This window comes from Pseudomonas sp. S30_BP2TU TE3576 (assembly GCF_050436025.1).
Taxonomy (GTDB): Bacteria; Pseudomonadota; Gammaproteobacteria; order Pseudomonadales; family Pseudomonadaceae; genus Aquipseudomonas.
In genome coordinates, this window is record NZ_JBNDLK010000001.1 from 436,980 (window position 1) to 463,285 (window position 26,306).

Annotated in this window: 25 protein-coding genes; 15 read left to right on the forward strand and 10 right to left on the reverse strand. The window is 60.8% G+C overall.

From position 1 onward, the window contains the following. Positions 1-15: 15 nt before the first annotated feature. Positions 16-471 (reverse strand): (2Fe-2S)-binding protein, encoded by a 456-nt coding sequence (locus ABIA48_RS01885; protein WP_429486823.1) that lies wholly within the window; start codon positions 469-471, stop codon positions 16-18. Between the two features lie 323 nt (positions 472-794). On the opposite strand from ABIA48_RS01885, the gene ABIA48_RS01890 reads away from it, so the two are divergent. Further along, positions 795-1,298, forward strand: a complete 504-nt coding sequence (locus tag ABIA48_RS01890; protein ID WP_429486824.1) for a VOC family protein — start codon at positions 795-797, stop codon at positions 1,296-1,298. Between the two features lie 33 nt (positions 1,299-1,331). Then, positions 1,332-2,165, forward strand: coding sequence for a helix-turn-helix domain-containing protein (locus ABIA48_RS01895; protein ID WP_429486825.1), 834 nt, complete (start codon positions 1,332-1,334; stop codon positions 2,163-2,165). Between the two features lie 223 nt (positions 2,166-2,388). Here ABIA48_RS01895 and ABIA48_RS01900 read toward each other — a convergent pair whose 3' ends face one another. Together ABIA48_RS01900 and ABIA48_RS01905 are read right to left on the reverse strand one after the other, a co-directional pair. Then, positions 2,389-2,976 (reverse strand): LysE family translocator, encoded by a 588-nt coding sequence (locus ABIA48_RS01900; protein ID WP_429486826.1) that lies wholly within the window; start codon positions 2,974-2,976, stop codon positions 2,389-2,391. Positions 2,977-3,067: 91 nt separating this feature from the next. Continuing rightward, a complete protein-coding gene (locus tag ABIA48_RS01905; RefSeq protein ID WP_429486827.1) occupies positions 3,068-4,399 on the reverse strand; it encodes a PLP-dependent aminotransferase family protein in 1,332 nt (443 codons plus the stop codon). An 89-nt stretch (positions 4,400-4,488) separates the two neighbouring features. Here ABIA48_RS01905 and ABIA48_RS01910 point away from each other — a divergent pair, with 89 nt between their 5' ends. From ABIA48_RS01910 to ABIA48_RS01930, 5 genes are all read left to right on the forward strand, one after another. Continuing rightward, positions 4,489-5,385 carry a DMT family transporter gene (locus ABIA48_RS01910; protein WP_429486828.1) on the forward strand — a complete coding sequence of 299 codons (897 nt, stop codon included), beginning with the start codon at positions 4,489-4,491 and terminating at the stop codon, positions 5,383-5,385. A gap of 91 nt (positions 5,386-5,476) precedes the next feature. Then, positions 5,477-6,097, forward strand: a complete 621-nt coding sequence (locus ABIA48_RS01915; RefSeq protein ID WP_429486829.1) for a LysE family translocator — start codon at positions 5,477-5,479, stop codon at positions 6,095-6,097. A gap of 188 nt (positions 6,098-6,285) precedes the next feature. After that, complete coding sequence (locus ABIA48_RS01920; RefSeq protein WP_429486830.1) at positions 6,286-7,368, forward strand: bifunctional transcriptional activator/DNA repair enzyme AdaA; 1,083 nt, start codon at positions 6,286-6,288, stop codon at positions 7,366-7,368. Between the two features lie 36 nt (positions 7,369-7,404). After that, the gene (locus ABIA48_RS01925; protein ID WP_429486831.1) at positions 7,405-8,217 is read left to right on the forward strand and encodes an isocitrate lyase/PEP mutase family protein; all 813 of its coding nucleotides are present in this window, start codon (positions 7,405-7,407) and stop codon (positions 8,215-8,217) included. A gap of 4 nt (positions 8,218-8,221) precedes the next feature. Further along, positions 8,222-8,839: a DNA-3-methyladenine glycosylase family protein gene (locus tag ABIA48_RS01930; protein ID WP_429486832.1), complete on the forward strand. Its 618-nt coding sequence runs from the start codon at positions 8,222-8,224 to the stop codon at positions 8,837-8,839. Between the two features lie 115 nt (positions 8,840-8,954). Here the strand turns inward: ABIA48_RS01930 and ABIA48_RS01935 are convergent, their stop codons facing one another. From ABIA48_RS01935 to ABIA48_RS01945, 3 genes are all read right to left on the reverse strand, one after another. After that, entirely contained in the window at positions 8,955-10,052 is a 1,098-nt protein-coding gene (locus tag ABIA48_RS01935) for an extracellular solute-binding protein (protein ID WP_429486833.1), read from the reverse strand. 2 nt (positions 10,053-10,054) lie between these two features. Then, positions 10,055-11,164 (reverse strand): agmatine deiminase, encoded by a 1,110-nt coding sequence (aguA, locus tag ABIA48_RS01940; protein WP_008004605.1) that lies wholly within the window; start codon positions 11,162-11,164, stop codon positions 10,055-10,057. A 100-nt stretch (positions 11,165-11,264) separates the two neighbouring features. Continuing rightward, positions 11,265-12,149 (reverse strand): LysR substrate-binding domain-containing protein, encoded by an 885-nt coding sequence (locus tag ABIA48_RS01945; RefSeq protein WP_007982455.1) that lies wholly within the window; start codon positions 12,147-12,149, stop codon positions 11,265-11,267. 267 nt (positions 12,150-12,416) lie between these two features. Here ABIA48_RS01945 and ABIA48_RS01950 point away from each other — a divergent pair, with 267 nt between their 5' ends. Beyond that, positions 12,417-12,905: a GFA family protein gene (locus ABIA48_RS01950; protein ID WP_429486834.1), complete on the forward strand. Its 489-nt coding sequence runs from the start codon at positions 12,417-12,419 to the stop codon at positions 12,903-12,905. 114 nt (positions 12,906-13,019) lie between these two features. Here the strand turns inward: ABIA48_RS01950 and ABIA48_RS01955 are convergent, their stop codons facing one another. After that, positions 13,020-13,628 (reverse strand): tRNA-(ms[2]io[6]A)-hydroxylase, encoded by a 609-nt coding sequence (locus ABIA48_RS01955; RefSeq protein WP_429486835.1) that lies wholly within the window; start codon positions 13,626-13,628, stop codon positions 13,020-13,022. A gap of 163 nt (positions 13,629-13,791) precedes the next feature. Here ABIA48_RS01955 and ABIA48_RS01960 point away from each other — a divergent pair, with 163 nt between their 5' ends. Further along, positions 13,792-14,655, forward strand: coding sequence for a universal stress protein (locus ABIA48_RS01960; protein ID WP_429486836.1), 864 nt, complete (start codon positions 13,792-13,794; stop codon positions 14,653-14,655). Positions 14,656-14,766: 111 nt separating this feature from the next. Here ABIA48_RS01960 and ABIA48_RS01965 read toward each other — a convergent pair whose 3' ends face one another. Next, positions 14,767-15,237, reverse strand: coding sequence for a DUF1289 domain-containing protein (locus ABIA48_RS01965; RefSeq protein WP_204928837.1), 471 nt, complete (start codon positions 15,235-15,237; stop codon positions 14,767-14,769). 457 nt (positions 15,238-15,694) lie between these two features. Here ABIA48_RS01965 and acnB point away from each other — a divergent pair, with 457 nt between their 5' ends. Further along, positions 15,695-18,295: a bifunctional aconitate hydratase 2/2-methylisocitrate dehydratase gene (acnB, locus tag ABIA48_RS01970; RefSeq protein WP_310059319.1), complete on the forward strand. Its 2,601-nt coding sequence runs from the start codon at positions 15,695-15,697 to the stop codon at positions 18,293-18,295. Positions 18,296-18,468: 173 nt separating this feature from the next. On the opposite strand, the gene ABIA48_RS01975 is transcribed toward acnB, so the two are convergent. Both ABIA48_RS01975 and ABIA48_RS01980 read right to left on the reverse strand, forming a co-directional pair. After that, a complete protein-coding gene (locus ABIA48_RS01975; RefSeq protein WP_429486837.1) occupies positions 18,469-20,121 on the reverse strand; it encodes a SulP family inorganic anion transporter in 1,653 nt (550 codons plus the stop codon). Positions 20,122-20,215: 94 nt separating this feature from the next. After that, on the reverse strand, positions 20,216-21,496 hold the full coding sequence (locus tag ABIA48_RS01980) for a serine/threonine transporter (protein ID WP_429486838.1): 1,281 nt from the start codon (positions 21,494-21,496) through the stop codon (positions 20,216-20,218). Positions 21,497-21,864: 368 nt separating this feature from the next. Here ABIA48_RS01980 and ABIA48_RS01985 point away from each other — a divergent pair, with 368 nt between their 5' ends. From ABIA48_RS01985 to ABIA48_RS02005, 5 genes are all read left to right on the forward strand, one after another. After that, positions 21,865-22,248: a tautomerase family protein gene (locus ABIA48_RS01985; RefSeq protein WP_429486839.1), complete on the forward strand. Its 384-nt coding sequence runs from the start codon at positions 21,865-21,867 to the stop codon at positions 22,246-22,248. Between the two features lie 29 nt (positions 22,249-22,277). Further along, the gene (locus ABIA48_RS01990) at positions 22,278-22,892 is read left to right on the forward strand and encodes a TetR/AcrR family transcriptional regulator (protein ID WP_429486840.1); all 615 of its coding nucleotides are present in this window, start codon (positions 22,278-22,280) and stop codon (positions 22,890-22,892) included. Positions 22,893-22,990: 98 nt separating this feature from the next. Next, positions 22,991-23,956 carry a 2-hydroxyacid dehydrogenase gene (locus tag ABIA48_RS01995; protein ID WP_429486841.1) on the forward strand — a complete coding sequence of 322 codons (966 nt, stop codon included), beginning with the start codon at positions 22,991-22,993 and terminating at the stop codon, positions 23,954-23,956. Positions 23,957-24,100: 144 nt separating this feature from the next. After that, positions 24,101-25,168: a phosphotransferase family protein gene (locus ABIA48_RS02000; protein ID WP_429486842.1), complete on the forward strand. Its 1,068-nt coding sequence runs from the start codon at positions 24,101-24,103 to the stop codon at positions 25,166-25,168. Between the two features lie 137 nt (positions 25,169-25,305). Then, positions 25,306-26,073: an SDR family oxidoreductase gene (locus ABIA48_RS02005; RefSeq protein WP_007982532.1), complete on the forward strand. Its 768-nt coding sequence runs from the start codon at positions 25,306-25,308 to the stop codon at positions 26,071-26,073. Positions 26,074-26,306 lie beyond the last annotated feature (233 nt).

Consider the following 26,306-nt stretch of genomic DNA (forward strand, 5'->3'; position numbering starts at 1 on the left):
CCCTTCCTCCCGGCCTCAACCCAGCCCAGCGGCGCGTTTGACCGCCGCGCGAATCCGCGGGTAAGTGCCGCAACGGCAGATGTTGCCGGACAGTGCCTGATCGATATCGCTGTCGGTCGGTTTCGGAATCTTCGCCAGCAACGCTGCCGCCGACATGATCTGCCCGGACTGGCAGTAGCCACACTGGACCACGTCAAGTTCCGCCCAGGCCTGTTGGACCGGGTGCGAACCATCTGCGGACAAGCCTTCGATGGTGAGTATCTTTTGTCCATCGGCCACGGCCGTGGCCGGCGTGATACAGGCGCGCCGCGGAGCGCCGTCGACATGCACGGTGCAGGCCCCGCATTGGGCTATGCCACAGCCGAATTTGGTGCCGGTGAGGTGAGCGACATCGCGCAAGACCCAGAGCAGCGGCATGTCGGCGGGGACATCCAGCTCCTGATCCTGGCCATTGATGTTCAGGGTCAGCATGGCGCAGTTCCTCAGACTCACGGTGACCTGAAGGGGCGTCGCTGCGGCCATCTAAAGCCTGCGCGCGCCTCGGGCTATCCCTTCAGCTAAGCGCAAATTTGCCGGCAGGCCGTGGTGCATCGACCACCGGTCATGAAAAAGCCGCCTCGATGGGCAGCCATGGAAACGTTCGCCAGCACCTCGGCCTCACCACACAGGCGGTCTTTTTGACTACGTTTACGCAACACTGGGGCAAATTTGTCGATCTACGGTACGGCCAGAAGACCAGAGGCTGACTACGCTGAAAGTCCGGAACATGCGCAATCTGCAGAGGAGTTGGCACCATGCAACGCGTACAAAAACTCACGCCCTGCCTGTGGTTCGACGATCAGGCCGAAGCGGCGGCGAAATTCTATTGTTCGATCTTCGATCATTCGAAAATCACTGCCGTCACCTATTACGGCCACGCCGGTTTCGAGTTCCACGGCCGACCCGAAGGTTCGGTCATGACCGTCAGTTTCGAGCTCGACGGGCAGAGTTTCACCGGCCTCAACGGCGGGCCGATGTTCAAGTTCAGTGAGGCGGTTTCATTTCAGGTCAATTGCCTGACCCAGGAAGAGGTCGACCATTACTGGGGCAACCTGTCGGCCGGTGGTGCGCCCGAGGCCCAACAATGCGGTTGGCTCAAGGACAAGTTCGGGCTGTCGTGGCAGATCGTCCCCGTCGCGATGATGGACATGCTCAAAGACCCCGACACGAAAAAATCCCAACGGGCCATGGAGGCGATGATGCAGATGAAAAAACTCGATATTGCGACGTTGCAACGCGCCTTTGACGGCGAGAGCTAATACACTCAGGAGCTGACCTGCCGAGGAGTGAGCATGAAGCACGCCGTTGCCAAAAACGCCGACAAGGCCCCGCGCTTCTGGCGCGATGAAGCCCTGCCCTTCATCGAAGCCCGTTCCATCGCCGACGGGCGCGAAGTCTGTTACACCCGGCACGCCCACGAGCACTTTTCCATCGGGGCAATCACTGCCGGGCGCAGCACCTATCTCCACGAGCAGTCGGCATTCGAGGTCAGCGTCGGCACGGTCGTGCTGATGAACCCCGGCGACGTCCACGCCTGCAACCCGATCGAAGACCAACCCTGGTCGTACCTGATGCTGTACGTCGATACGCCGTGGCTGACCGATTTGCAGCATCAGCTCGGGTTCAGCGATGACGCGGCGTTTCGCCGCTTTTCGCTGCCCCATACACGGGACGCCCACCTGTTTGCCGGCCTCGCGGGCTTGTATGAGGTGTTGGTCGACCCGCAGCAAGATGTCTTGCGCAAACACAGTGTGGCTGTGGAGTTCTTTACCGACGTTCAGCTACGACTCAACCCGGTCGATCAGCCGCTGCGCGAACCCAACTTCAAGCTGGAGCGTGCTGCCGATTACATCCGCGAGCACTGCACGCAAACCCTGAAGCTCGAAGACATTTGCGAAGCGGCGCAACTGTCGCCGTCCTACTTGATTCGCGCATTCAAACAGCATTACGGCATGACGCCCCACGCGTTCCTGGTGAACCGGCGCATCCAGTTCGCCCAGGATCAATTGCGCAGCGGCAAACTGATTGCGGACGTGGCACTGGAAGCGGGGTTCGCCGATCAGGCGCATTTTCAACGGGCATTCAAACAGCACCTGGCGGCGACACCAGGGCAGTATCGGGGGTGAGGCAACGCAGTACCTCCTGGCAAAGATGCTCTTGAATCTGACTCTCCCCTGTGGCGAGGGGGCTTGTCGGACCGCCGCACCGCCCCGTTCGGCGGCGCAGCCGTCGTAAATCCTGCATGCAGTGTATGTCTGAAAGAACGTCGGGGGCCGCTTCGCAGCCCAACGGGGGCAAGCCCCCTCGCCACAAAGTGCTCCCTCGCCACAAAACCTGTAGTGGCTGCCATTACGGCAGCAACAGATACACCGCACTCACCACCAGCAGCAACGCCATGGCGCGATTGAACAGACGCATGCCGGCCGGGTTGTTCAGAAAGCCGCGCAGAAATGTCCCGGCATAAGCCCAGCAACCGACCGACGCATAGCAGATCACCAGATAAATCGCGGCGAATTGCCAAACCAGGCGTGCCTCGCCATCGGCGACAAACGCGCCCATGCCGGCCACGCAGGCCAGCCAGGCCTTCGGGTTGAGCCATTGCATGATGGCGCCATACAGCATCGACGGTACCCGGGCCGATTCCCCGGCTTGCACTTGGCCGTTGTCGGCCGCCAGCTTGAAGGCCATGTACAGAAGAAAGGCCACGCCCGCCCATTGCACCCCCTGCGTCAGCGCCGGCCACCGTTGCAACAACTCATGCAGACCCAGCCCCATCAGCACCAACAGCAAGACAAACCCCAGCGTGGCCCCGGCCACGTGACGCTGGCTGGCCCTGAAGCCGAACCGCGCACCGGAGCTCAACGCCACAATGTTGACCGGCCCCGGCGTGATGGAGGCGACCAGCGCAAACGCCGCCATGGATATCATCAGACTCATTGCACACCTTCTTCCATCGAGTTGAACAAGGTCCTCAAGGTAAAGAGCCGACCGGCTCGCGTATTGAAGAAAACTGCCCTGTCCGGCCTCGCTATGAGTAATAGCTCACGACGTTTTTCACTTTGGTCAGGGCAATGCGCAGCGAATCCATGTCCACCGAGCCCAACGCCAGGCGTATCGCGTGCGGTACATGAGTCGAAATCGCAAAGGGCTCGGCCGGCGACACCGACACCTGTTCGCGCATCAACGCCATGGCGATCTGGTCGGCCCGGGCGTCTTCCGCCAACGGTAGCCAGATGAAGTAGGAATTCGGGTGACCGATGGTCCTGAGCCCCGCCAACACCTCGCTGGCCAGGGCTTGCCGGGCCCGGGCGTCTGCCCTTTTTTGCTCTTCCAGCTGGCTGACAGTGCCATCGTCGAGCCAGGCCGTGGCGATGGCGGTCATCACGCCAGGGGTGTTCCAGGTGGTCGCCATGATGGTGCGCTCGAAGGCGGCGATCCATTGCGCGGGCGCAGCAATGAACCCTACGCGAAAGCCTGTGGCGACATTCTTCGACAGGCCGGACACGTACACCGTTCTCTCAGGCGCCAGTTCGGCCAGCGGTGGCGGTACGTTTTCGGCCAGGAACGCATAGGCGGCGTCCTCGATGATCGTCAGGTCATGCTGGCGCGCTATCGCCACCAGTTGCTCGCGCTGATCGGCGTCCATCACCCAGCCCAGCGGGTTATGCAAGGTTGGCATCGAGTAAACGGCCCGCACCGATCGGCTGCGGCAGAGTTTTGCCAGGACGGGCAGATCAGGCCCGGTATCCGTGACCGGAATGGGCAAGACTTCCAGATGCAGGGTTTCGGCCAGCGTCTTGAAACCGGGGTAGGTCAGCGCATCAGCGGCGATTACATCGCCGGGCTTGAGCAGCGTCATCATCGTCACCGCCAGGCCATGCTGGGCGCCGCTGACGATCAACACCTGTTCGGCCGGCACGTTCAGCCCGCGCTCAGCCAGATGACGCGCGACCGAGGCCCGCTCATGCAGGCGTCCGGCGTGGGGCTGATAGCGCAGGAGGGATTCCAGATCACCGGACAGCGCCAGTTGACGCAAGGCATTGCGCAGCAGGTCGGCCTGACCGGGCAATGACGGGTAGTTGAAGTTCAGGTCAATCATCCCCGCCGCCACCACGTGCTGCGAAATACCCTGCCCCGGCGGCAGCGAGGTCTCCCTGACAAAGGTCCCGCGACCGGTTTCGCCACTGACCAGGCCCATGCCCTCCAGCTCGGCATACACCCGGCTGGCGGTGACCAGTGCCAAACCGTGCTCGGTGGCCAGTTGGCGGTGAGTCGGCAGGCGCGTGCCGGGCGGCAAATGCCCGGAACGGATGTCAGCGGCAAAGGCATCCACCAACGTTTTGTAGCGGGATCGAGGCATGTCGAGATGTATCCATGACAATTTTTTGATTGTATCGATAGTCGCTCATACGATGAGTTTCGTGCAATCAGACAATGAGCGTGAGCCAAATGGAACGGACTTCGAACCTGCAAACCCGGACACTGGAAAACAGCACCAGCGGCTGGATCAACGGCCTGATCGGCGTGGTGATTTTCAGCGGCTCGCTGCCGGCGACACGGGTGGCGGTGCTGGAGTTCGACCCGGTGTTCCTGACGGTGGCGCGCGCCACCATCGCGGCGGTCCTGGCGCTGTGCCTGCTGGGGTTATTCAAGGAAAAACGCCCGGCGCGCCAGCAACTGATACCGCTGATCATCGTGGCCATGGGCGTGGTCATCGGGTTCCCCCTGTTGACCGCACTGGCGCTGCAGTACGTGACGTCCGCGCACTCCATCGTCTTCGTCGGCCTGTTGCCCCTGGCGACTGCGGTGTTTGGCGTACTGCGCGGCGGCGAACGGCCACGGGCGGCATTCTGGATTTTCTCGGTGCTGGGCAGCCTGCTGGTGGTCGGGTTTGCCTTGTCGCAAGGGCTGACCGCCTCCCCCCAAGGCGACATTCTGATGCTGCTGGCCATCCTCGCCTGCGGCCTGGGTTATGCCGAAGGCGCGAAGCTGTCGCGCACGCTCGGTGGCTGGCAGGTGATTTGCTGGGCGCTGGTGCTGTCGCTACCGGTCGTGGCGGTGCTCAGCTGGATGCGCATGCCGATTTCGTTCACCGACATCAGCACGCCAGCCTGGTTTAGCCTGGCCTACGTCTCGCTGTTCAGCATGCTGATCGGTTTCGTGTTCTGGTATCGCGGGCTGGCCCAGGGGGGCATCGCCGCCGTTGGGCAATTGCAGCTGCTTCAGCCATTTTTCGGGCTGACCCTGGCCGCCACCCTGCTGCATGAGCACGTCAGTGTCGGCATGCTGGCTGTCACCGTTGCCGTGATCCTCTGCGTTGCCGGGGCGAAAAAGTTCGCCAAATAATCCCTGGTACGGTGGTTTAGACCCATGACTGTATGGGTCTGACCAGCGGTGAACCGTGATAAAAATAGTGCTCTTGCTACAGGAGCCCACCATGGACCTCGCCACCCTCACCCTGTTTCTGCCGGCCTGCTTCGCCCTCAACATGGCACCCGGCCCCAACAACCTGCTGTCGGTCAGCAACTCGACCCGCTATGGCTACCGCACCGCGTGCGTAGCCGGCATCGGCCGGTTGCTGGCGTTCGCCGGGATGATTGCCCTCGCGTCGGCGGGGTTGGCGGTGGTGTTGCAAACCTCTGAACTGCTGTTCTACGCCATCAAGATCCTCGGCGCGGCCTACCTGTTCTATCTCGCCTGGCAATTGTGGCGCGCCGATCCCGGCGTCGAAAATCTGGTCACCACAGCCCCCGTGGGCACGCTGGCACTGGCCCGGCAGGAATTCCTGGTAGCGGCCGGCAACCCCAAGGCGATTCTGATTTTCACCGCGTTCCTGCCACAGTTCGTCGACTCGACCCACGCCATTGCGCCGCAGTTCGTGGTGTTGGGCGCGCTGTTTCTGGTGCTGGAGTGGATCGCGATTGGTGCCTATGCCTACATGGGCCTGCACATGCGCCGCTGGTTCGCCAGGCCGTCGGGCAAGCGGCTATTCAACCGCTGCTGTGCCGGGTTGCTGTCGGTGGCGGCCTCGGTGTTGCTGATGGCCCGCCGCACCTGAGGGCTTTGCACTTACTTAATGTGGGAGCGGGCTTGCTCGCGAAGGCGTCGTGTCAGTCACCTCAATGTCGAATGACACTACGCCTTCGCGAGCAAGCCCGCTCCCACAGGGTGAAATCAATTTCCAGTCCGGAATTCGCTGTCGATTTTCCGGTGGAGGTCGCCCATGCCGCGATCTATGCTGCGCCCATGAACCTACAAAAAACGCTGCTTCCGCCCCGTGCCGAGATGGTTCGCGCCATGCTCGAGCGAGACACCTCCTACGAGGGGGTGTTTTTCACGGCGGTCAAGACCACCGGAATTTTCTGCCGCCCCGGTTGCACTGCCCGCAGCCCGAAGCCGGAAAATGTCGAGTTCTTTGCCAACGCCGAACAATGCCTGGCGGCGGGTTATCGTGCCTGCCTGCGTTGCAAGCCGCTGGACACCGCCGCCAGCGCGCCGGACTGGGTGCAGAAACTGTTCAAGTCGGTAGACGCCGACCCGGAGCAGCGCTGGACCGACGCCCAACTACTGGCCGAAGGCATCGAGCCACTGAAACTGCGTCGCTGGTTCAAGCAGCATTTCGGCATGACCTTCCACGCCTGGCTGCGCGCCCGGCGCCTGGGCATGGCATTGGGCGGGATCAAACAGGGCGACTCCATCGACGCCGCCGCCTTCGATTCCGGCTACGAGTCCCTGAGCGGATTTCGCGATGCCTTTCAGAAGTCGTTTCACATCACCCCGGGACGCGCAGCCAACAGCGAGCCGCTGCTGTTCACGCGCCTGACCACGCCGCTGGGACCGATGATCGCCATGGCCGAACGGCGTGGGCTGGTGCTGCTGGAGTTTCTCGATCAGGCATCGCTGAACCCGGCGGTCGAAGCGCTGCAAAACCGTTTTGGTTATGCCGTGGCGCCGGGGCACAACCGGCATTTGCAGCAGATCGAAGAGCAACTGACTGCGTATTTCGCCGGCACGCTCACTGAGTTCAGCGTGGCCCTGCACATGCCCGGTAGTGAGTTCTCCCGTCAGGTCTGGGCCGAATTGGCGAAAATCCCCTACGGCCGGACCACCACCTACGGCGCCATCGCGGCGATTCTGGGCAAGCCCGGTGCCAGCCGGGCGGTGGGCCTGGCCAACGGGCATAACCGCTTATCGATTGTCGTGCCGTGCCACCGCGTGATCGGCGCCGACGGTTCGTTGACCGGCTACGCTGGAGGCCAGCCGCGCAAGGCGTTTCTGCTCAGGCTGGAAAACGCAGCGGTACAGCTTACTGAGCAATTGGCGTTCTGATCCCACCCACAGTTTTTTCATAAGGAAGGAAACTCGATGGACAGGCTCGACAATCAACTGCACCAACTGCATCACGAGGGTTTGCTGATTCTCACCAACGTCGCCGATGCCGCCGGGGCGCGGCTGGTGGAGCAATTGGGCAACAAGGCCGTGGCCACCAGCAGCGCGGCGGTGGCCTGGGTGCATGGTTACCCCGATGGCAACACCCTGCCCCTTGAGCGCCTGGTCTCGACAGTCGAGTCGATTGCCCGGGTCATTTCGGTGCCGCTGACCGTGGACATCGAGGCCGGTTATTCCGATGACCTGGAGCGGGTGGCACAAGTGGTTGACGCCGTGGTCGCCGCAGGCGCTGTCGGGATCAATATCGAGGACGGCTCCTCGCCGCCGGAGCTGCTGGTACGCAAGATTGAAACCGCCCGACAGGTGGCCGATCGCCGAAACGTGAACCTGTTTATCAATGCACGCACCGATGTCTACCTGCGGGGCCTGGTGCCTGCCGAAGATCGCGTCGCCGAAACCCTCAGGCGCGCTGCGCTGTATCAGGCGGCCGGTGCCAATGGCCTGTTTGCCGCGGGCGTTACCGCGGAGTACGAGATCAAGGCGCTGTGCCTGGGCACCTCGCTGCCGCTGAATGTGCTCGGGTTCCCGGGCCTGCCGTCGCCCGAAGCGCTTGAAGCACTTGGCGTACGCCGTCTGACCGCCGGTTCGGGCATCGCCGAATTCCTCTACGGCGCCATGGCCGGCATTGCCCAAAGCTTTCTGCAAACCGGCAAGTTCGATACCCACAATCTGAAGGCTTTCACCTATGGCGAAATCAACGCCCTGTTGACACCGTCCGGGAAAGCCTGAACCCATGTCCGACGGCTATCTGGCGGCCAGTGAGTTCCTGGCCGCCCTCGATGACGACTGGCGCCGCCACATCGACGCCACCGGCCCGTGCCTGCACCAGCCGCATGCGGCGCGTGATCCGTATGAGTCGCTGGTGCGGGCGATTGCCTATCAGCAACTGCACGCCAAGGCCGGCGATGCGATTGTCGGTCGGCTGCTGGCGCTGTTCGGTTCCGGCTCGTTTCCCCGGCCTGAACAGATCGTCGCGACCGATTTCGACCAACTGCGCAGTTGCGGGTTTTCCGCGAGCAAAATCACCACCATTCAAGGCATCGCCCAGGCATCGCTGGACGGCGTGGTGCCGGATTACGCCACGGCGCTGGCCATGGACGATGAAGCGCTGATCGAGCGTTTGATCACCTTGCGCGGTGTGGGGCGCTGGACCGTGGAGATGCTGCTGATCTACAGCCTGGAGCGCCCGGATATCCTGCCGGCCGACGACTTTGGCGTGCGTGAAGGGTATCGACGGCTCAAGGGGCTCCAGGTGCAGCCGACGCGCAAGCAGATGATCGAGATCGGATCGGCGTGGAGCCCTTATCGGACGGCAGCGGCCTGGTATTTGTGGCGGGTGCCCAACAAATAAACCGCGTTATCGTTCTTCGCGAGCAAGCCCGCTCCCACATTTGAAATGCAATCCCCTGTGGGAGCGGGCTTGCTCGCGAAGACGTCAGTCCAGTCAACACATCATCAAGGGCCAATCACAACCCCGACTTCAACCGACTGAACGCCCGGATCAAAGCCCGGTTGAACGCCTTGCCATTGTCATTCTTGCTGTACAGCGAAGCCCTGACCGCAGCCGGCGGATACGTCCCCGGATCATTGCGAATCGCCGGGTCGATCAAGTCGTCCGCCGCCGTGATCGCATTGGCGTAATGGATGCTGTCGGTGATCGGCGCGATCACTTCCGGGGTCATCAGGTAGTCCATCAAAGCCAGGCCGGCCTTCGGATGTGGCGCATCCCTGGGAATGACCATGGCATCGAACCAGATCAACGTGCCTTCCTTCGGAATGCGATATTTCAGTGAGTACGGTTTGTTCGCTGCCTCTGCCTGGCCCGCCGCGATGCCGACGTTGCCGTTCCACGACATCGCCACGCAGGTATTGCCGTTGGCCAGGTCGCTGATGTTCAGGTCGTTGTCGAAGTAGCGAATGTACGGACGAATCTTCGCCAGTTGCTGCTCGGCCAGCTTCAGGTCATCGAGGTTCTGGCGGTTGATGTCCAGGCCCATGTACTTCATGACCGCCGCAAACACTTCGTTGGGATCGTTGAGCAGGCTGACCCCGCAATCGGCGAATTTCGAGACCACGGCCGGATCGAAAAGCATCGCCCAACTGTCTGTCGGCGCGTCCGGCAGGCGCTGTTTGACAGCCTGCTCCTGATAGCCCACACCGGTGGTGCCCCAGGCGTAGATCCCGGCATAGCGGTTGCCCGGGTCGAACACCGCCATGTGCTGGCGGAACTCCTCGCCGACGCCGGCAAAGTGCGGCAGTTGCTGCTTGTCGACCGTCTGCACCGCGCCACTCTCGATGGCTCGCGACAGATGCTGCCCCGCCGTCAACACCAGATCGTAACCACTGCGGCCGGTCAACAGTTTGGTCTCGACGGTTTCCAGCGAATCGAAGTGGTCGGCCACCACATGGATGCCGGTTTTCGCCTCGAAGTTCTTCAAGGTGTCCGGGGCCAGGTACTCGCCCCAGATGTACAGATTGACCACTGGTCTGGCGGTATCGGCGGCCTGCACACACAGGGGTGCAAGCACCAGCAGTATTGCTTGAGTCAGTTTGTGCAGGCCCATGATCACACTCCTTTGCCAGCGTACTGCGGCATGGTGATGCACGCGACGTTGCCGCCACCGAGGAGGATTTCCCGGGAGTTTTCGATGCCGACGATGTTGTGTTCAGGGAACAGCTCGGCCAGGGTTGCCTGCGCCACTTTGTCGTTACGATCACCAAACAGCGGCACCACGATGGTTCTGTTGCCGGCGTAGTAGTTGATGTACGAAGCGCAGATTTTCGTCCCGGCCTGACGGGTGTGAGTACTGTCCTGCTGGTCCAGGCCTTCGGCTTCTTCGGCCGTCCACTCCAGCACATCCGGTTGCGGCAACTTGTGCACGATCAACTCGCGGCCCCGACTGTCGCGGGTGCTGCGCAGGATGTCGTAGGCCTCCTGATAGATTTCCCACTGCGGGTCATCGCGATTGTCGGTCCATTGCAACACCACTTCGCCAGGACGTACGAAGCACGCGAGGTCGTCGACATGACCATCGGTTTCGTCGAACTTGCAGCCCCGTGGCAGCCAGATGACTTGCTCGGCGCCGAGGTAGTCGGTCAGGCGGCGGGTGACTTCGTCCTTGCCCAGATGCTGGTTGCGGTTGCGGTTGAGCAAACACTGTTCGGTGGTCAGGATGCTGCCCTGGCCATCGCTCTGGATGCCGCCCAGCTCGGCAATCAACGGCGCGCGATAGCGGTCGAAGCGTTCGATTTCGAGGATTTTGCTAGCGATCTGGTCGTCCTTGTCCCACGGGTAGTAGAGGCCACCGTCGAGCCCGCCGTAAGCGTTGAATTCGAAGTCGACGCCGCGCACTTCGCCGCTCCGATCGTTGACCACAAAACACGGGCCGCTGTCGCGGAACCAGGTGTCGTTGCAGGTCATTTCCACCACGCGCACCTGCGGCGGCAACTGGCGACGGGCGGTGGCAAACTGTGCCGCCGAAGCGCACACGGTGACCGGCTCGCTCATGGAAATGGCAGTGACGATCTGCACCCAGACTTTCTGCGCCGGCTTGGCACCGTTGCGCCAGACGTCGGTGCGCTCCGGCCAGCCGAGCCAGCAACCGGACTTGGCCTCGAATTCGCCGGGCAGACGGAAACCGTCCTGTTTGGGAGTGGTGTCGAGCAAACGCGCCATGGTCAAACCTCTTCAGCAGGGATTGGAATGACCACAGGCTAAGGGCGTTGGCGACTGGCCCGCCAACGATGATTATTGCGGGATACTTGAATTGAACTCATCAATCGAGCAACTGATCGTTAAACCATTCCAGCATCTGCGCCACCGCCGGACGTTCCAGCCGCACCCGTTCGCACACCAGCGCATATTGGCCCAAAGCGGTCATGCTCGACGTAAATGGCCGTACCAGCCGACCGCTGAGCAAATCTTCCTGGGCCGTCAGGTTGTCCCCCATGGCCACGCCCTGCCCTTGCGCGGCCGCTTCGAGTGCCAGTCCGGCATGAGCAAAATACAGCTGCCGGTCGGGGCGCTGATCGCCGGCATGGCTGGTGAGCCACGCGGTCCAGGTCTTGCCGTCCTGGTCGTCGTGCAGCAGGCAATGGCGGACCAGATCTTTCGGAGTTTTCAGGGCGCCCTGGTTGAACAGGCCGGGGCTGCACACCGGGAAGAACTGCAACGCCGGCAGCGGCCTGACGAAATACGCGGTGCTGTCCACCGGGCCGGTGCCGTAGGTGATCGCCAGGTCGATGTCTTCGCCGGGTGCCGTGGCATCGATCGGCTGTTCGTACAGGTGCAAGGTGATGTGCGGATAGCGCGCGTAGAAATCCGTGAGACGGCTCATCAGCCACTTTTGCGCCAGCTCGGCGGTCACCGCCAGACGCAACACCGCCAGGGATGACGGATCACGCAGTTCGTCGCAGGCATCGCCAATCAGTTCGAACGCCTGCTGCAAACTCTGCATCAGGCGCCCGGCGGCCAGCGTCGGGCGAATCTGCCGCCCCTCGCGCACGAACAGCGACACACCCAATTGCTCTTCGAGCTGGCGGATCTGGTGGCTGACTGCGCTGTCGGTGACACACAGCTCGGCCGCCGCCCGACCGAAATGGGCGTGGCGGGCAGCGCATTCGAAGGTTCGCAGGGCTGCCAGGGAAGGTAATCGTCGCATCAGGTCGTGTCCCGGTTTCGAGGTGGACATGCTGACTTGGCCGTTGGTGGGCGTCCAGTGGGACCGCGTTATCGTTCTTCGCGAGCAAGCCCGCTCCCACAGGGGATTGCATTCCAACTGTGGGAGCGGGCTTGCTCGCGAAAGGGCCGGCCCATTCACCCCCCCTCCAAAACCCGGCGCATGTTGAACACTCAAACTGAAACCGGTGGCAACCGGCACCGACGGTCTAGGCTGTCTTGGATACGCTCAAGACAGCCGGAGGCACTTATGCAACTCGAAGGTTCCTGCCATTGCGGCGCGGTGTCGTTCAGTTTGACTAGCGCCCACCCCTATCCTTACCAGCGTTGCTACTGCTCGATCTGTCGCAAGACCCAAGGGGGTGGCGGTTATGCGATCAACCTCGGTGGTGATGCCGCCAGCCTGAAGGTGCGCGGGCGCAAGCATATTGCGATCTACCACGCACGGCTCAAGGACGAAGGTGACAAACGCGCCCACAGCAGCACGGCCGAGCGGCATTTCTGCTCGGTCTGCGGCTCGGGTTTATGGCTGTTCAGCCCGCAGTGGCCGGAATTGATTCACCCGTTTGCCTCGGCCATCGACACGCCGCTGCCGGTGCCGCCGGAGCACACACACCTAATGCTGGGTTCGAAGGCGCCGTGGGTTGAGGTCCAGGCGCAGCCAAGGGATAAACAGTTTGATGTGTACCCCGAAGAGTCCATCGCACAATGGCATGAACGCCTGGGTTTGAGCCGTTAGCTTTTGTGTTGCTGATGGCCCCTTCGCGAGCAAGCCCGCTCCCACAGGGGATTGCATTCCAACTGTGGGAGCGGGCTTGCTCGCGAAGGCGTCCGCAAAAACAACACCGAATAATCAGGCCGCAGCAGGCACACCGCTGTGAAAACGGAATTCCACGTCCCGCGACTCGATCAGTTCCTGCTCGGCGGCGCGGACCTTGTCGATCACCTGGGCGATGTCCTTGGCGTCGCCGTACTGGTAGGCCAGTTTCAGATAACCCTGGAAATGCCGGGCCTCGCTTTTGAGCAGACCGAAATAGAACTTGCCCAGCTCTTCGTCCAGGTGCGGCACCAGCGCTTCGAAACGCTCGCAACTGCGGGCCTCGATGAACGCCCCCACCACCAATGTGTCCACCAGTTTCACCGGTTCGTGACTGCGCACCACTTTGCGCAACCCCGACGCGTAGCGCCCGGCGGACAGCTGGCGCAGTTCGATCTTGCGGCGTTTCATCAGGCGCATGACCTGTTCGTGGTGCACCAGTTCTTCCCGGGCCAGACGCGACATCATGTTGATCAGATCGACGTGCGAATGATACTTGGCGATCAGGCTCAACGCGGTGCTGGCGGCCTTGAATTCGCAGTTCTTGTGGTCGATCAGCAGGGTTTCCTGATCGGCCAGCGCGGCCTGGATCCAGCCGTCAGGGGTGCGGCAACCAAGGAACTCGTGAATTTCGGGAAGGATCATGGGGCTCACGGAAAAATAGGTTCAAAACGAAGGGCGCCGATTATACCGGCCTGCCCGCAGACCACCAGTCGCCAACCGTTGATATGCATCAAGTCCCCGAATCGCCGGCAGCAACTATAGTTGTGCAACGCCGTGGTTTTTTTATTTTCAGGAGATCCCGCTCATGCAAGCCGTACGCAGCATTCTGGTGGTCATCGACCCCGAACACTCCGAAAGCCTGGCGCTGAAACGGGCCAAACTGATTGCCGGCGTGACCCAGGCGCAGTTGCACCTGCTGGTGTGCGACCCCAAGCATGATCACAGTGCCATGCTGGGGGTACTCAAGGCCGCATTACTTGCCGACGGCTACACCGTCACCACCGAGCAGGCCTGGAATCATAGCCTTCACGAAACCATCGTCGATGTGCAGCAGGCGGAAGGTTGCGGTCTGGTGATCAAGCAACACTTTCCCGACAGCGCACTGAAAAAGGCCCTGCTGACACCCGAGGACTGGAAATTGCTGCGCGAGTGCCCTTCCCCGGTGCTGCTGGTGAAAACCGCAGGTTCCTGGAAGGGCAAGGTGATTCTGGCGGCCATCGATGTCGGCAACTCCGACGACGAACATCGCCACCTGCACAACACCATCATCGATCACGGCTATGACATCGCCAGCCTGGCCAAAGCCGATTTGCACGTAGTCAGCGCCCATCCTTCACCGATGCTGTCAGCCGCAGACCCGACTTTTCAGCTCAGCGAAACCATCGAGGCGCGCTATCGCGAACAGTGCAAGGCGTTCCAGGCGGAATTCGACATCGACGATGAACACCTGCACATCGAGGAAGGCCCGGCGGATGTGCTGATTCCGTTCATGGTGCACAAGCTGCAGGCGGCAGTGACGGTGATCGGTACCGTGGCCCGTAGCGGGTTGTCAGGGGCGTTGATCGGCAATACCGCGGAAGTGGTGCTCGATTCGGTCGAGAGCGATGTGCTGGTGCTCAAACCGCAAGAGATCGAGGATCATCTGGAGGAGATAGCCGTCAAGCATTGAGATTTGTGGTGATTGAAAGGCCGTCTTCGCGAGCAAGCCCGCTCCCACAGAGGATTTATGAACGACGCAAGTCCCCTGTGGGAGCGGGCTTGCTCGCGAAGCTTTTAAAACTCAGCCTTCAAACGCATCCTTGAGAAACCCCGGCGCTATGTAGCGCTGATAATGCGCCTCGGAGAGCAGGAAAAACTCCCGATCAATGGCATCGCGCAGTTCCGGCAGGTTCCAGTCGCGAAACTCCGGCAGCAACACCATTCCGTAGGCCTCCAGGTTGTTGATCACCCGCGCGCCCCGGGCGATCAACTGATAGGCCCAGCAATATTCCGACTGATGGGGCACGAAACGGATCTTGCGTTGCTCCAGCTGCATTCTCAGCAATGCCGGATCGAAAATTTCCACCTTGGCGGCCATCACCTGCGACAGCAACTGCTCAAGACGCAGCCATACCGCGCGCTTTTCTTCCTCGTTGTAACCGTTCCAGTGGATCACTTCGTGGTGGAAACGCTTGCAGCCACGGCACACCAAGTCACCGTAAACAGTGGAGCAAAGGCCGACGCAGGGCGTCTTGATGGTCTGATTGGGCATAAGTAGGCAAAACGCGAAAAAGCAAAACAGGTCGGCATGTTAGCCCTTTGTCCGCCATTGATCACCCCTCAAAGTTCAGGGCCTGGGGTGAATCGGGGTTTGGCGACTGCCTCCACCAAAGTCCAATAAACACTGACTTACCTTTAATTTTTTTTTGCCGTAGAATCAGCCTGCCTTTTTAGGCGCCAATGTCCGTTAGAAGCTGTTTTCAAAGCGTCACGAGCACAGTCGTTCCTTCAGAGCGGTGTTGGCGAGGGGTTTTTCCAGCGGGGAAAAGCCCAACGCCAACCCTCATCAGCTCCCGTTCTGCAGGCGTAAAACTTTGAAAGCAGCTTCTGTAAGGAATTGTCGGTAATTCTGGCTAAGTGGCTCACAACGCCATGCAGCGCATGAGTACGGCAATTTCGGGATGAGCGTCCCGGACACCCATTTGGGACCACTGATGAGGGTAATAACTGTGCTTGAAGCCTACCGCAAACATATCGAAGAGCGCGCAGCACTGGGTATCGTTCCCCAGCCGCTAAACGCCGAACAAACTGCAGGCCTGGTCGAGCTGCTGAAAAATCCCCCGGCTGGCGAAGAAGCATTCCTCGTTGACCTGATCACCAATCGCGTTCCGCCAGGCGTGGACGAAGCTGCCTATGTAAAGGCCGGTTTCCTGTCTGCCATCGCCAAAGGCGAAGCCAAATCCCCCCTGATCGACAAGAAGCGCGCTGTTGAACTGCTTGGCACCATGCAGGGCGGCTACAACATCGTGACACTGGTCAACCTGCTGGACGACGCCGAACTGGCTCCAGTAGCTGCCGAAGAACTCAAGCACACCCTGCTGATGTTCGATGCCTTCCACGACGTCGCTGAAAAAGCCAAGAACGGTAACGTTCACGCCAAAGGCGTGCTGCAATCCTGGGCTGACGGCGAGTGGTTCGTGAAGCGCCCGACCCTGGCCGACAAGATCAGCCTGCGCGTGTTCAAGGTCACCGGCGAAACCAACACCGACGACCTGTCCCCTGCTCCTGATGCCTGGTCCCGTCCAGACATCCCGCTGCACGCCCTGGCCATGCTGAAAATGGCTCGCGACGGCATCGTGCCTGACGCACAAGGCGTCACCGGTCCGATGAAGCAGATCGAAGAAATGCGCAACGCCGGCTTCCCGATTGCCTACGTCGGCGACGTGGTCGGTACCGGTTCTTCGCGTAAATCGGCGACCAACTCCGTACTGTGGTTCTTCGGCGACGACGTTCCTTTTGTACCGAACAAGCGTGCCGGCGGTTTCTGCTTCGGCAGCAAGATCGCTCCGATCTTCTACAACACCATGGAAGATGCTGGCGCACTGCCAATCGAATTCGACGTTTCCAACATGCACATGGGCGACGTGATCGACCTGTACCCGCATGCTGGCAAAGTCTGCAAGCACGGCACCGACGAAGTCCTGACCACCTTCGAAATGAAGACCCCGGTCCTGCTGGACGAAGTTCGTGCCGGCGGCCGTATTCCGCTGATCATCGGCCGTGGCCTGACCGAGAAGGCTCGCACCGAGCTGGGTCTGCCACCTTCGACCCTGTTCAAGAAGCCTGAAGCACCGGCTGAAAGCACCAAGGGCTTCACCCTGGCGCAGAAAATGGTCGGCAAGGCTTGCGGCGTGACCGGCGTTCGTCCGGGCACCTACTGCGAACCGAAGATGACCACCGTAGGTTCCCAGGACACCACAGGTCCAATGACCCGTGACGAACTGAAAGACCTGGCGTGCCTGGGCTTCTCGACCGATCTGGTGATGCAGTCCTTCTGCCACACCGCGGCTTACCCCAAGCCGATCGACGTGACCACCCACCACACCCTGCCTGACTTCATCATGACTCGCGGCGGCGTTTCCCTGCGTCCGGGCGACGGCATCATCCACTCGTGGCTGAACCGCATGCTGCTGCCAGACACCGTCGGTACCGGTGGTGACTCCCACACCCGTTTCCCGATCGGCATCTCGTTCCCGGCCGGTTCCGGTCTGGTTGCGTTCGCCGCAGCCACTGGCGTCATGCCGCTGGACATGCCTGAGTCGATCCTGGTTCGCTTCAAAGGCGAACTGCAGCCAGGCGTCACCCTGCGTGACCTGGTTCACGCCATTCCTTACTACGCGATCCAGGCTGGCCTGTTGACCGTAGAGAAGAAAGGCAAGAAGAACGCCTTCTCCGGTCGCATCCTGGAGATCGAAGGTCTGCCTAAGCTGACCGTCGAGCAAGCGTTCGAACTGTCTGACGCCTCGGCTGAACGCTCGGCTGCCGGTTGCACCATCCAGCTGTCCAAAGAGTCGATTGCCGAATACCTGCAGTCCAACATCACCCTGCTGCGCTGGATGATCGGCGAAGGCTACGGCGATGCACGTACTCTGGAACGTCGCGCTCAAGCGATGGAAGCCTGGCTGGCCAACCCTGAGCTGCTGGAAGCGGACAAAGACGCGGAATACGCCGAAGTCATCGAGATCGACCTGGCCGACATCAAGGAGCCTGTGCTCTGCGCGCCGAACGACCCGGACGACGCTCGCCTGCTCTCCAGCGTTGCTGGCGAGAAGATCGACGAAGTGTTCATCGGTTCGTGCATGACCAACATCGGTCACTTCCGCGCTGCCGGCAAGTTGCTGGAGCAGGTCAAGGGTCAGCTGCCAACCCGTCTGTGGCTGTCGCCGCCGACCAAGATGGACGCTCACCAGCTGACCGAAGAAGGCTACTACGGCATCTACGGCAAGGCCGGTGCACGCATGGAAATGCCAGGCTGCTCGCTGTGCATGGGTAACCAGGCACGTGTAGAGCCGAACTCGACTGTTGTGTCGACTTCGACCCGTAACTTCCCGAACCGTCTGGGTGACGGCGCGAACGTCTACCTGGCTTCGGCTGAGCTGGCGTCCGTTGCTTCCATCCTGGGTCGCCTGCCGACCGTCGAGGAGTACATGGAATACGCTGGCAAGATCGACAGCATGGCGGCCGATGTCTACCGCTACCTGTCCTTCGACCAGATCGCCGAGTTCCGTGAAGCTGCTGCGAACGCCAACATCCCGGTCGTTCAAGCCTAACGTTACAAAGCAATGAAGAACGCCGCCCATCGTGAGATGGGCGGCGTTTTTTTATGCCTTCTGCTTCAGCCCCCTACCCCTGTGGGAGCGGGCTTGCTCGCGAAAGCGGTGTGTCAGTCCATACAAATACCGACTGACACTCCCTCTTCGCGAGCAAGCCCGCTCCCACACGGTTATGCGTTCGGCTTCAGGGCCTGCTGCACTGCGCCATCAACACTTAGCCCGCTCAGGATCACCCCGTTAGCCTGTACCTGCGGCAACGTCGCCAACGCCGTTTGTGCGTCGTCCTTGAGACGCGCCAGAATCAGGCACTGGCCTTCCTGATGCACCCGCACAAAAAACTCCTGCAACGCCTCGATGCTGGTGCCATCCAGATCGGGCGATTCTTCAAGACTGAGAATCACCGTATGAATCGGCGTTTGCGAATGCCGGATCAGACGCAAGGCGCCGCCAAGAATCCGCTCGACGTTGGCAAAGAACAACGCTTCACCCGGTCGCACAATCAATACGCCTGGCACTGTTTGCGCCGCAGGATGGCGTTGCAGGTCGACAAAATCGTGACCGCCATCAATGCGCCCGAGAATCTGGATATCCGCCGCCGACATCTGTTTGAGCATCAGCAACACACTGATCGCCACCGCCACCAGCAAGCCGTCCAGCACGCCCAACACCAGCACCGCGCCCACGGCGCAGATCACCAGCAAACGGTCTCGGCGCCAGATGAAATACCGTCCCAACGGTTGCAGGCTCAAGCCGCGCCCCAAGGCATGAATGACGATGGCAGCGAGGATCGGCTCCGGGGTCAGGGCGATATACGGCAGCACCGTCAGGACAATGAGCAACACCACCAGCGCCGCCACGATTCCGGCCAGACGTGAAGTGGCACCGGCAGCCTCATTGGCCGACGTCGCCGAATACCCCGCGCCCGCCGGCATGCCGTGGAACAGACCGGACAGCAGGTTGGAAGCACCCAGCGCCAGCAGGTCTCGGTTCGAGGCAACCCGGTCACCGTGCTTGAGTGCATAGGCACTGATCGAGCCGTAGGACTCGGCATACAGAATCATCACCATGGCGAACGCCAGCTCACCCAAACGCAGCCAGTCGGCAAACGGCAGCACCGGCAGCTTCGGCACCTCCAGGCTCAGGTCGATCAAGCCGATCAGCTTCACGCCATGGGCCGGCAGGTCCAGCCACTGCCCCGCCGCGATGCCGATCACCACCACCAGCAAACCGCCCGGCAGGTGCCGAAACCGTGCGAACAGCCACAGCAAGGCCAATGCCACGGCGCCGACCGTCGCTGCGGCCCAGTTCCATTGCGGTAGTTGTTCCAGCAATTGCGGCAGAAAACGCACCAGGTTGGCATCGGTCAAATGCACACCAACCACGCTGGCGATCTGCTTGAGAATGATGGTCAGCGCCAGGCCAAAGGCAAAGCCGCGCAGCACCGGTTTAGCAATGAACGACGTCACGCTGCCGAGTTTGAACAGCCCCGCCAGCAAGAAGAAAACCCCGGTTACCAGCACCAGCCCGACGGCCAGGGTCGAGCGAAGCTCTGGGTCGCCATTGGCCAGGGTCGCGGTGGCAGCGGCCAGCACGGCGGCTGACGATGAAGTGGCCGAGACAATGGCAAAACGGCTGGTACCGAACAGGCCGTAACACAGCAATCCGGCGAACAAGGCGATCACCCCGGCCTGGGGCGCCAGCGCGGCGATGCTTGAATAGGCGACCGCTTCAGGCAGCAGCAGGCCGGCAATCGACAAACCTGCCAGCAGGTCCTGCCAGCGGTTGGGTCGCTCAACGGGGTTTGGCGGTGAGGCGCTCGACAATCCGGTGTCTCCAGGCGAAAAAAAACCGCTGCACGTATCACGTGCAGCGGCCACTGTAGCTGTCAATCCGGCACTGCGCGAGCAGGCCGGTCGATCACGCGGTCAAGGAGTAGATCAACGCGGTAATCGCCACCAGGCCCACCGCCGTCACGAAGACGTTGGACGCCTGACCGCGATAGCGCGCCATCGCCGGCACCTTGCGGATGGCGTACATCGGCATCAGGAACAGGATCGCCGCGATCACCGGGCCACCGAGGGTTTCGATCATGCCCAGGATGCTCGGGTTCAGCGTGGCGACGATCCAGCACACCACCAGCATGAACGCGGCAGTCATACGGTCCAGGGTCTTGGCGGACGGACGCTTGCCGCTTTTGACGATCAGGCCCTTGAGACCTTCGCTGGCGCCGATATAGTGCCCCAGGAACGACTTGGAAATGGCCACGAAGGCAATCAACGGCGCCGCAAAGGCGATGGTCGGGTTGCTGAAATGGTTGGCCAGGTACGACAGGATCGACAGGTTCTGCGCCTTGGCTTCAGCCAGTTGCGCTGGCGACAGGGTCAACACGCAACTGAAGACGAAGAACAGCACCATCACCACCATCAGCAGGTGGGCACGGGACAGGATCTGCGAGCTGCGCTCCTCGGCGTGCGCCCCGTAGCGACGCTTCTGGTCCACGGCAAACGCCGAGATGATCGGCGAGTGGTTGAACGAGAACACCATCACCGGAATCGCCAGCCACATTGTGTGCAGCAATGCCGATGGTGCCGGCACGCTGCTGGCGGTGGTCAGGATGCCACCGTTCCAGTGCGGAACCAGATACACCGCCAGAAACAGCAGCGCGACGATGAACGGATAGACCATCAGACTCATGGCCTTGACGATCAATTGCTCACCGCAACGCACCACCGCCAGCAGGCCAAGGATCAGCACCAGCGACAGCACGGCGCGCGGTGGCGGCGTGATGTGCAGTTGATGCTCGAGGAAACTGCCCACGGTGTTGGTCAGGGCCACGCTGTAGATCAGCAGGATCGGGAAAATGGCGAGGAAGTACAGCAAGGTGATCAGCGCACCGGCCTTGATGCCGAAATGCTCTTCCACCACTTCGGTAATGTCGGCGCCTTCGCGACCGGAAAGCACGAAACGGGTCAGCCCGCGGTGTGCATAGAACGTCATCGGAAACGCCAGCAACGCCAGGATCAGCAGCGGCCAGAAACCGCCCAGGCCTGCGTTGATCGGCAAAAACAGTGTTCCTGCACCAATCGCCGTGCCAAACAGGCCCAGCATCCAGGTGGTGTCTTGGCGATTCCAGCTCGAGAGCGTCGCTGGTGTCGCTTCTACATAGCGTTTGTTGACGCTATTGGCCTGATCATTCATCCGGTGGGATCTCCACATTCCGGTCACTTGCCACCCGGCCAGGACGCGTCGGAATACCCGACAGGCGGCGCCTTGGCCGAAACAGGGGCGCGATTGTCCGGGATTAGTGAGCAGAAGCAAAGACTTAGGTGAGGAACGGTGGTACCAGATTGACGAGAGGACCTCTGTGGGAGCGGGCTTGCTCGCGAAAGCGGTGTGTCAGACACATCAATGCTGAATGTGCCGCCGTCTTCGCGAGCAAGCCCACTCCCACAAGGATTTGTGCGGTTTTCAGATCCTGTGCTTCATCGCAAGATGGCGTTTGCTACTTGATAAAGGTCTAGCGTCATGTATTTTTAACCGACCTGCATTCCTTCTGGAGTCTTCCCATGCCATTGGTTCGCGTCGACATCAAAAAACATCAGGACCCCACCCGCGCCAAACGCATTGGCCAACTGATCTACGCCGCCATGCACGACACCATTGGTGTGCCGCAGAACGATAATTTCCAGATACTTGCCGAACACGATGAGCAGCATTTCATCTTTGACCCCGGTTACCTGGGCATCAGCCGCACGGACCAACTGGTGGTGATCCAGATCACCATGAGCGAAGGACGAACCGTCGAGCAGAAAAAGCTCCTCTACAAAACCATTGCCGAAAGCCTTCATGCAGAACTCGCGGTGCGCCTGGAGGATGTTTTCATCAATCTGGTGGAAGTCAAAAAAGAGAACTGGTCGTTCGGCAACGGGATTGCCCAGTACGCCCTCTGATGTTCAACCTGTAGACCTGAAAGTGACCCATGCCCCGAGTTTCCCGCAAACAAGCCGACCTCAACCGCGAGACCATCGTCGATGCCGCCACGCGACTGTTTCGTGAACGCGGCCTGCACGGGATCAGTGTTGTCGATGTGATGGCCGCCGCGGGACTGACCCACGGCGGTTTCTACGGACACTTCGAATCCAGGGAAGCCCTGGCGCAAGAGGCCAGTGGCCGGGCTTTCGAGCAGGCCGCGCAACGCTGGCAGGCGCGGGTGGCCGACCATGACAGCAAGGACGCCGCCCACCGAGCCATAGTCGAAACGTACCTGTCCAGCGAAAGCCGGGACAATCCGGGCGACAGCTGCCCGGTGGTGGCCTTTGCCGGGGACATGTGCCACGAGGCTGCCGAGAGCGGTTTGCGGCAAACGTATTTGCAGGGCCTGAACAACCTGCTCGATTCCCTGGGTACGCTGCTGGACACAGAGGACGAAGCCAGCAAACGCCAACAGGCGCTGGTGCAGTACTCGATGATGTTCGGTGCGCTGATGCTGTCCCGGGCCACTCGCGGCGATCCGTTGTCGGATGAGTTTCTCGAAGCCGCCCGGGCTGTTCTCACTCCCACCGAAGCAAGCAATCTCAAGCCGTGCAATAAATGATCGCAGGCTGCGATCGCTGGAGGTTGCCAAACTATCCTGAAATCAGCAGTCTCAAGTGACGTTCGAGCCGATCTTTCGTTGCCCACAGGGAGCCAAGCATGCCTGTAACTGTTCTGGTACTGGTTGAAACCATCAATGATTACCTGCCCATCCTCGAACATCAGGGCTTTCACCTGATTCTGGCCCCGACACCCGCCGAGCGCGCCGAAGCCATCGCCGGGCATGCCGGGCAGATCGACGCCGTCCTTACCCGTGGCCCATTGGGTTTGTATGCCGATGAAATCGCCGCGCTGCCCAACCTCAAGATTATCTGCGTGATCGGCGCCGGTTACGAACACGTCGATCTGCAAGCCGCTGCCGACCGTGGCATCACCGTCACCAATGGCGCCGGAGTCAACGCTTCGTCCGTCGCCGACCATGCCATGGCGCTGCTGCTGTCGCTGGTGCGCGACGTACCCCGCTGTGATGCTGCCGTACGGCGCGGCGAGTGGCCAAAAATCATGCGCCCTTCCCTCGCCGGCAAACGCCTGGGCATTCTCGGTCTCGGTGCGGTCGGCATGGCCATCGCCAAACGCGCCGCCAATGGCTTCGACATGACGGTGAGTTACCACAACCGCCAGCATCGCAGCGATGTGCCCTACACGTTCTGCTCGACGCCAACCGAATTGGCGCGCGCGTCGGACTTCCTGATCGTCGCCACGCCCGGCGGCCTGGGCACCAGGCACCTGATCAATCGCCACGTGCTCGACGCGCTGGGCCCCGGTGGGTTTATCGTCAACATCGCCCGGGCCAGCGTGATTGTCACCGCCGACCTGATCGCCGCCCTGGAGCAACGCCGGATCGCCGGTGCCGCGCTGGATGTGTTCGACGCCGAACCAAAGGTACCGGATGTGCTCAAGACCCTGAACAACGTGATCCTCACGCCCCATGTCGCCGGGCTGTCCCCGGAAGCCACCCAAGGCACCGTCGAACTGGTGGGCAAGAACCTCGTGGCGTTTTTCTCCGGCCAACCGGTGCTCACGCCGATTGCCTTGCCGCCGGCCATGAGCCGGGTCGCTCATTGATGGCAATTCAAACAGCTGTATCAAAAACAATGATTGGCCGGCAACACGCTCACCTATAAGAGCCGATCGCGGTTGTGGGTGCGGGGTGTGCGCATTAGATTAGCCAATAGTTTCAGGCCTCCAGAATAAGCAGAAGGGATAAGCATGGCGCTTACTGACCAGTCCACCCGTATCCGCACCGGCGAAGAGCTCGATGCCAGCCTGATCGATCCGTACCTCAAGGCCCATATTCCGGGGCTCAACGGTTTGCCGAAGATCAGCCAGTTTCCGGGCGGCGCTTCAAACCTCACCTACTTGCTGGAATACCCCGAACAGGAATTCGTCCTGCGTCGCCCGCCCTTCGGCCACAAAGCCAAATCCGCCCACGACATGGGCCGTGAATTCCGCATCCTCAATCAACTGCGCGACGGATTTCCGTACTGCCCGAAAGCCTACGTGCACTGCACCGACGAATCGGTGATCGGTGCCGAGTTCTATGTCATGGAGCGGGTCAACGGCATCATCCTGCGCTCGGAACTGCCACCGGAGCTGGGCCTGGATTCGGCGAAAACCGAAGCCCTGTGCAAGAGTTTCATCGACAAGTTCGTCGAACTGCACCAGGTCGATTACAAAGCTTACGGCCTGGGCGACCTCGGCAAACCCGAAGGTTACGTGGCGCGGCAAATCAAAGGCTGGAGCGATCGCTACGAAAAAGCCCTGACCCCCGATGCGCCACAATGGGCAACGGTGAAAGCCTGGCTCAACGACAAGATGCCGGCCGACCATCCCACCGCCAGCATCGTGCACAACGACTATCGCTTCGACAACGTGATCCTCGACCCGAACAACCCGATGCAGATCATCGGCGTGCTCGATTGGGAGCTGACCACCCTCGGCGACCCGCTGATGGATCTGGGCAACACCCTCGCCTACTGGATCGAAGCCGAGGATCCGGCACCGGTGCAGATGATGCGCCGCCAGCCAAGCCACGCGCCGGGCATGCTGACCCGCCGCGAGTTCGTCGATTACTACGCCGAACGCTCGGGCATCCGCATCGACAATTTCGACTTCTACTACACCTACGGCCTGTTCCGCCTGGCCGGCATCGTGCAGCAGATCTACTACCGCTTCTACCATGGCCAGACCCAGGACAAACGCTTCGCGCAGTTCATTCACATGAACAAGCTGCTGGAGCAGATGAGCTTGCAGGTCATCCAGAAATCCAGCCTGTGACCGTACGCGATCCCTGTAGAAGCGAGCCTGCTCGCGAAGACCGTGAACGATAACGCGCAATGACTGGCCTCAACTGAACAGCGTTGGCCGCAACCCGGCATTTGACTCGATAACAAGACTTTTTATAAGGGAATCCCATGTCCAAGACTCAGTTGTTCGACCTCGACGGCAAGATCGCTTTCGTCTCCGGCGCCAGCCGTGGCATCGGTGAAGCCATCGCCAAACTGCTGGCCCAGCAAGGCGCCCATGTCATCGTCTCGAGCCGCAAACTCGACGGTTGCCAACACGTCGCCGACGCCATCATCGCCGCCGGCGGCAAAGCCACCGCCATCGCTTGCCACATCGGCGAAATGGACCAGATCAGCCAGGTTTTCGCCGGCATCAAGGAACAGTTCGGCCGCCTCGACATCCTGGTCAACAACGCCGCAACCAACCCACAGTTCTGCAACGTGCTGGATACCGACCTCAGCGCCTTCCAGAAAACCGTCGACGTCAACATCCGCGGCTATTTCTTCATGTCGGTGGAAGCCGGCAAACTGATGCGCGAAAACGGCGGCGGCAGCATCATCAACGTCGCCTCGATCAACGGCGTTTCGCCGGGGGTGTTCCAGGGCATCTACTCGGTGACCAAGGCGGCCGTGATCAACATGACCAAAGTGTTCGCTAAGGAATGTGCGCAGTTCGGGATTCGTTGTAATGCGTTGCTGCCAGGGTTGACCGACACCAAGTTTGCTTCGGCGCTGGTGAAGAATGAGGCGATTTTGAACACCGCGCTGCAACAGATTCCGTTGAAGCGGGTGGCGGACCCGAGTGAGATGGCGGGGGCGGTGTTGTATTTGGCGAGTGATGCTTCGAGTTATACGACTGGGGTTTCGTTGAATGTGGATGGTGGGTTTTTGTCCTGATTGGGTGGTTTGAATGGAACAAGGCGGTTGCTTGATCAATGCCTGAAAACAGCCATGGGGCGAACACATTGCTCCCCCATGGCTATACCGCGAAATTCTGACAACAACCGCAGAATCTGAGGCTGATGCGCAGGTTAACGGGACTGAATTACCTCACCGCGAAAACTCAGAATGTTTTGAATACGATTATTACTAACCGACTGCCTAGCGTTTTAGTTTCCAAGTTAATCCTG

Excerpts from the sequence above, each read along its gene's own strand:
- ABIA48_RS01990 (WP_429486840.1), top strand. The coding sequence starts at position 22,278 with ATGCCCCGAGTTTCCCGCAAACAAGCCGACCTCAACCGCGAGACCATC.
- ABIA48_RS01920 (WP_429486830.1), top strand. The coding sequence starts at position 6,286 with ATGAACCTACAAAAAACGCTGCTTCCGCCCCGTGCCGAGATGGTTCGC.
- ABIA48_RS01955 (WP_429486835.1), bottom strand. The coding sequence starts at position 13,628 with ATGATCCTTCCCGAAATTCACGAGTTCCTTGGTTGCCGCACCCCTGAC.
- ABIA48_RS01915 (WP_429486829.1), top strand. The coding sequence starts at position 5,477 with ATGGACCTCGCCACCCTCACCCTGTTTCTGCCGGCCTGCTTCGCCCTC.
- aguA (WP_008004605.1), bottom strand. The coding sequence starts at position 11,164 with ATGGCGCGTTTGCTCGACACCACTCCCAAACAGGACGGTTTCCGTCTG.
- ABIA48_RS01895 (WP_429486825.1), top strand. The coding sequence starts at position 1,332 with ATGAAGCACGCCGTTGCCAAAAACGCCGACAAGGCCCCGCGCTTCTGG.
- ABIA48_RS01965 (WP_204928837.1), bottom strand. The coding sequence starts at position 15,237 with ATGCCCAATCAGACCATCAAGACGCCCTGCGTCGGCCTTTGCTCCACT.
- ABIA48_RS02005 (WP_007982532.1), top strand. The coding sequence starts at position 25,306 with ATGTCCAAGACTCAGTTGTTCGACCTCGACGGCAAGATCGCTTTCGTC.
- ABIA48_RS01890 (WP_429486824.1), top strand. The coding sequence starts at position 795 with ATGCAACGCGTACAAAAACTCACGCCCTGCCTGTGGTTCGACGATCAG.
- ABIA48_RS01980 (WP_429486838.1), bottom strand. The coding sequence starts at position 21,496 with ATGAATGATCAGGCCAATAGCGTCAACAAACGCTATGTAGAAGCGACA.
- ABIA48_RS01905 (WP_429486827.1), bottom strand. The coding sequence starts at position 4,399 with ATGCCTCGATCCCGCTACAAAACGTTGGTGGATGCCTTTGCCGCTGAC.
- ABIA48_RS01925 (WP_429486831.1), top strand. The coding sequence starts at position 7,405 with ATGGACAGGCTCGACAATCAACTGCACCAACTGCATCACGAGGGTTTG.
- ABIA48_RS01945 (WP_007982455.1), bottom strand. The coding sequence starts at position 12,149 with ATGCGACGATTACCTTCCCTGGCAGCCCTGCGAACCTTCGAATGCGCT.
- ABIA48_RS01930 (WP_429486832.1), top strand. The coding sequence starts at position 8,222 with ATGTCCGACGGCTATCTGGCGGCCAGTGAGTTCCTGGCCGCCCTCGAT.
- ABIA48_RS01935 (WP_429486833.1), bottom strand. The coding sequence starts at position 10,052 with ATGGGCCTGCACAAACTGACTCAAGCAATACTGCTGGTGCTTGCACCC.
- ABIA48_RS01950 (WP_429486834.1), top strand. The coding sequence starts at position 12,417 with ATGCAACTCGAAGGTTCCTGCCATTGCGGCGCGGTGTCGTTCAGTTTG.
- ABIA48_RS01900 (WP_429486826.1), bottom strand. The coding sequence starts at position 2,976 with ATGAGTCTGATGATATCCATGGCGGCGTTTGCGCTGGTCGCCTCCATC.
- ABIA48_RS01885 (WP_429486823.1), bottom strand. The coding sequence starts at position 471 with ATGCTGACCCTGAACATCAATGGCCAGGATCAGGAGCTGGATGTCCCC.
- ABIA48_RS01985 (WP_429486839.1), top strand. The coding sequence starts at position 21,865 with ATGCCATTGGTTCGCGTCGACATCAAAAAACATCAGGACCCCACCCGC.
- ABIA48_RS01910 (WP_429486828.1), top strand. The coding sequence starts at position 4,489 with ATGGAACGGACTTCGAACCTGCAAACCCGGACACTGGAAAACAGCACC.
- ABIA48_RS02000 (WP_429486842.1), top strand. The coding sequence starts at position 24,101 with ATGGCGCTTACTGACCAGTCCACCCGTATCCGCACCGGCGAAGAGCTC.
- ABIA48_RS01960 (WP_429486836.1), top strand. The coding sequence starts at position 13,792 with ATGCAAGCCGTACGCAGCATTCTGGTGGTCATCGACCCCGAACACTCC.
- ABIA48_RS01995 (WP_429486841.1), top strand. The coding sequence starts at position 22,991 with ATGCCTGTAACTGTTCTGGTACTGGTTGAAACCATCAATGATTACCTG.